The sequence below is a fragment of the Magnetococcales bacterium genome, from assembly GCA_015231925.1.
In the GTDB taxonomy this organism is placed as follows: Bacteria; Pseudomonadota; Magnetococcia; order Magnetococcales; family JADGAQ01; genus JADGAQ01.
In genome coordinates, this window is the sequence record JADGAQ010000325.1 from 1 (window position 1) to 2,827 (window position 2,827).

Sequence of the window (2,827 nt, forward strand, 5' to 3'; positions counted from 1 at the left end):
GGGATTTGACCTCCTGCGCCGCCTGGTGCAGGCGGCGCAGTTCGGCCAGGGCGGCGCTTTCCTCGTCGCTCACCGCGTCCCGGGTGCTGCAAAAGCCGCCGGACACCCGCTGGCTGGCGTGATCGACGATGGGAATGGTGGGAAATTTGGCGGCCATGGTCACAGTTTGTCCAGCATGTCCTGGTGAACGACGATCCGGCTTTGCCGGGAGAGATCCTGCAGGAAGGCACCGACCTGTTCGCCAGCCAGCCCCTTTTCCACCTGATTGGCAATGGCTTCGCTTTCCTTGTCCAGTCCATCCGCCGGGGGCTCCTCGATGGACAGCAGCTTGACCAGGAAGAAACGGCCCTGCTCCTCCAGCACCTTGCCGGCCAGCGGGCTCTGCAGGGCGAGACGGAAGACCTGATCCCGCACCGGATTGGGGATCTTCTGGTTGTTGTCGATACTGGCGAAGGCGGGGGTTTTCTCCTCGCGGATCGGGGCCTTGATCACGCTCTCCCAGGGAGCGCCGCCCTGTAACGCCTTGAGGGCCTCTTCCATGCGGCTGCGGGCCTGCCGGGTGGACTCATCCCGGATGAAGGCCTGGCGCACCGCCTGCCGGGCCTCTTCCAGGGTCTGGTCCCGGGGCTCCTGACGATCCACCACATGAACGGCGGCAAAGACCCCTTCCCCCAGTTCCAGCAACGGGCCGGTTTCGCCCACCTTGGTGGTGAAGGCGTTGTCCAGGAACTTGGGCTGGCGCAGGGATTTGTCCAGGGCGTCGCTGTTGCGGTCGATGAAGTCGGTTTCCTGATAGTGCAGGTTGAGATCCTTGGCAATGGCCTTGAAATCGCCGTTGGCGAGGAGTTGATCCTCCAGGGTGGCGGTCTGGTCGTAGACCAGTTCCTGGGCCTTGCGCAGTACCACCTTGCCGGTGATCTCTTCCAGCACCTCGTCGAGGGATTTGGTGGCGGCGGGCCGCACCTCTTCCAGCCGGATCAGGTGAAAGCCGAAATCCGTGCGCACCGGCTGGGAGGTTTCGCCGGGTTTCATGGCGAAGACGGCCTCTTCAAAGGGCTGCACCATGGCGCCACGGCCGAAATGGCCCAGATCGCCACCTTCGGCAGCGGTGGTGTCGTCGGAAAGCTCCCGGGCCACCTTGTCGAAGGCTTCGCCCTTGGCCAGCCGGTCGCTGGCCGCCTTGAGGCGGGTTTTCGCCAGTTCCTCGCCGCCCTTGTCTTCGGCCACCCGCACCAGGATGTGCCGGGCACGCCGGGTCTCCTCCTGCTGGTAGTCGCTGGCGTGTTCATCGTAGTATTCCTGCAACTCTTCCCGGCTGGCCTTGACCCGCTCTTTGACGCTATCCGGGTTCATGACCAGAATCTGCATCTTGACCCGGGCGGGGGTTTTGAAGGTCTCCGCGTGGGCTTTCATGTATTCGATGAGCTGTTCATCTTTGGGTTGGATCTCCTGGACCAGGCTTTCCCGGTCCAGGGTGAGGAAGGTGGCGGTGCGTTTTTCCCGGAACAGGCGATAGAGCACCTCGACAATGGGCCGGGGCACCGCCGACACCGAGCGCAGGGCCTTTTCCATCTGTTCCAGGGTGAGGTCGGAGGAGAGCTGACGCTCGTAGTCCTGGGGGGAGAGCCGGTTGTTGCGCAGGATGATGTTGTACTGCTCCATGTCGAACCGCCCGTCCCGCAGAAAGGCCGGGTTGGTGGCGATCATCTGCCGCAGCCGCTCCTGGGGCACCCGCAGCCGCAGATCCCGGCCGGTCATGGAGATGAGGTGCCTCTCCAGAAGGTTTTGCAGGGTCTGCTGCTTGAGGCCAAAGGCTTCGGCGGTCTTTTTGTCGATGGCGCCGCCGCTGGCCTGGCGCAGGCGGTTGTACTCCCGCTCGTAGGCGCTGGCGAATTCGGAGGCGGAGATGCCATATCCCTCCACCTCCGCCACCGGCTGGTTCTGCTGTTTGGTCACATAATCCCCCACCCCCCAGACCACGAAGCTCAGAGCCAGGAGGGAAAGCAGCAATTTGATCATCCAGGATGAGGCGCTACGTCGCATCACGCTCAACATGACGATTCAACTCCCCGAGTTGGGAAAAAAGGGCGTGGAATTCCACCACGGATGTCCAGGTGGTTTTGGTTGTTCTTGTGGGTGGAAAGGATGTTTTTCCCCATCGCATGCCATGGACTCGCCCGCAAGAATCTGGCACTCTAAACAGCTTGAAAGATCTTTTCAACCCGCCTCCCACTGGAGAGGCGGAAAACTGTTTTCCGGTCAGGCCGGAATCCCGCCCTCTGGTCCGTGGACCGGGCGGCCAACCAGCGCGTCGGCCTTTTGCGGCGCCTTGCCACGATGCCATGTACATCATTCGCGGACTGGGCAATCTTCCTCCCCGCTTCCGGGGATCGGCCATCACCATCGGCAATTTTGACGGCGTCCACCTGGGGCATCAAGCGGTCTTCCATGCTTTGTGCCTGCGCGCCAGGGCGTTGGCCGCCCATGCCATGGCCATCACCTTCGAACCCCATCCCGTGCGCCTGCTCCACCCGGAACGGGCGCCGCCGCGTATCACCGGGGTGCGGGGCAAGGCCCGCTGGATGGAGGCCTATGGGGTGGATGCCATGTTGATCCTGCGCTTCACCCGGGAGCTGGCCTCCCTGCCCGCCGAAACCTTCGTCTCCCGGGTGCTGGTGGAACAACTGGCCGTGCGGGATGTGCTGGTGGGATACGACTTCCGCTTCGGCGCGGGGGGGCGCGGCGATTTTGCCGGGCTGTGCGAGCTGGGCCGGCACCATGGTTTCCAGGTGGCCCGGCAGGAGGCTTTGCAGTTGGCGGACGGGGT

The 2,827-nt window shown here is 63.5% G+C and carries 3 protein-coding genes; 1 reads left to right on the forward strand and 2 read right to left on the reverse strand.

The annotated features are described in order from the left end of the window. Together HQL56_19385 and HQL56_19390 are read right to left on the reverse strand one after the other, a co-directional pair. Positions 1-157 (reverse strand): hypothetical protein (locus HQL56_19385; protein MBF0311680.1); only part of this gene is annotated, 157 nt, incomplete at its 3' end. 2 nt (positions 158-159) lie between these two features. Beyond that, positions 160-2,055, reverse strand: coding sequence for a SurA N-terminal domain-containing protein (locus HQL56_19390; GenBank protein ID MBF0311681.1), 1,896 nt, complete (start codon positions 2,053-2,055; stop codon positions 160-162). 287 nt (positions 2,056-2,342) lie between these two features. On the opposite strand from HQL56_19390, the gene HQL56_19395 reads away from it, so the two are divergent. Next, on the forward strand, positions 2,343-2,827 hold a 485-nt coding region (locus HQL56_19395; GenBank protein ID MBF0311682.1), incomplete at its 3' end, for a bifunctional riboflavin kinase/FAD synthetase.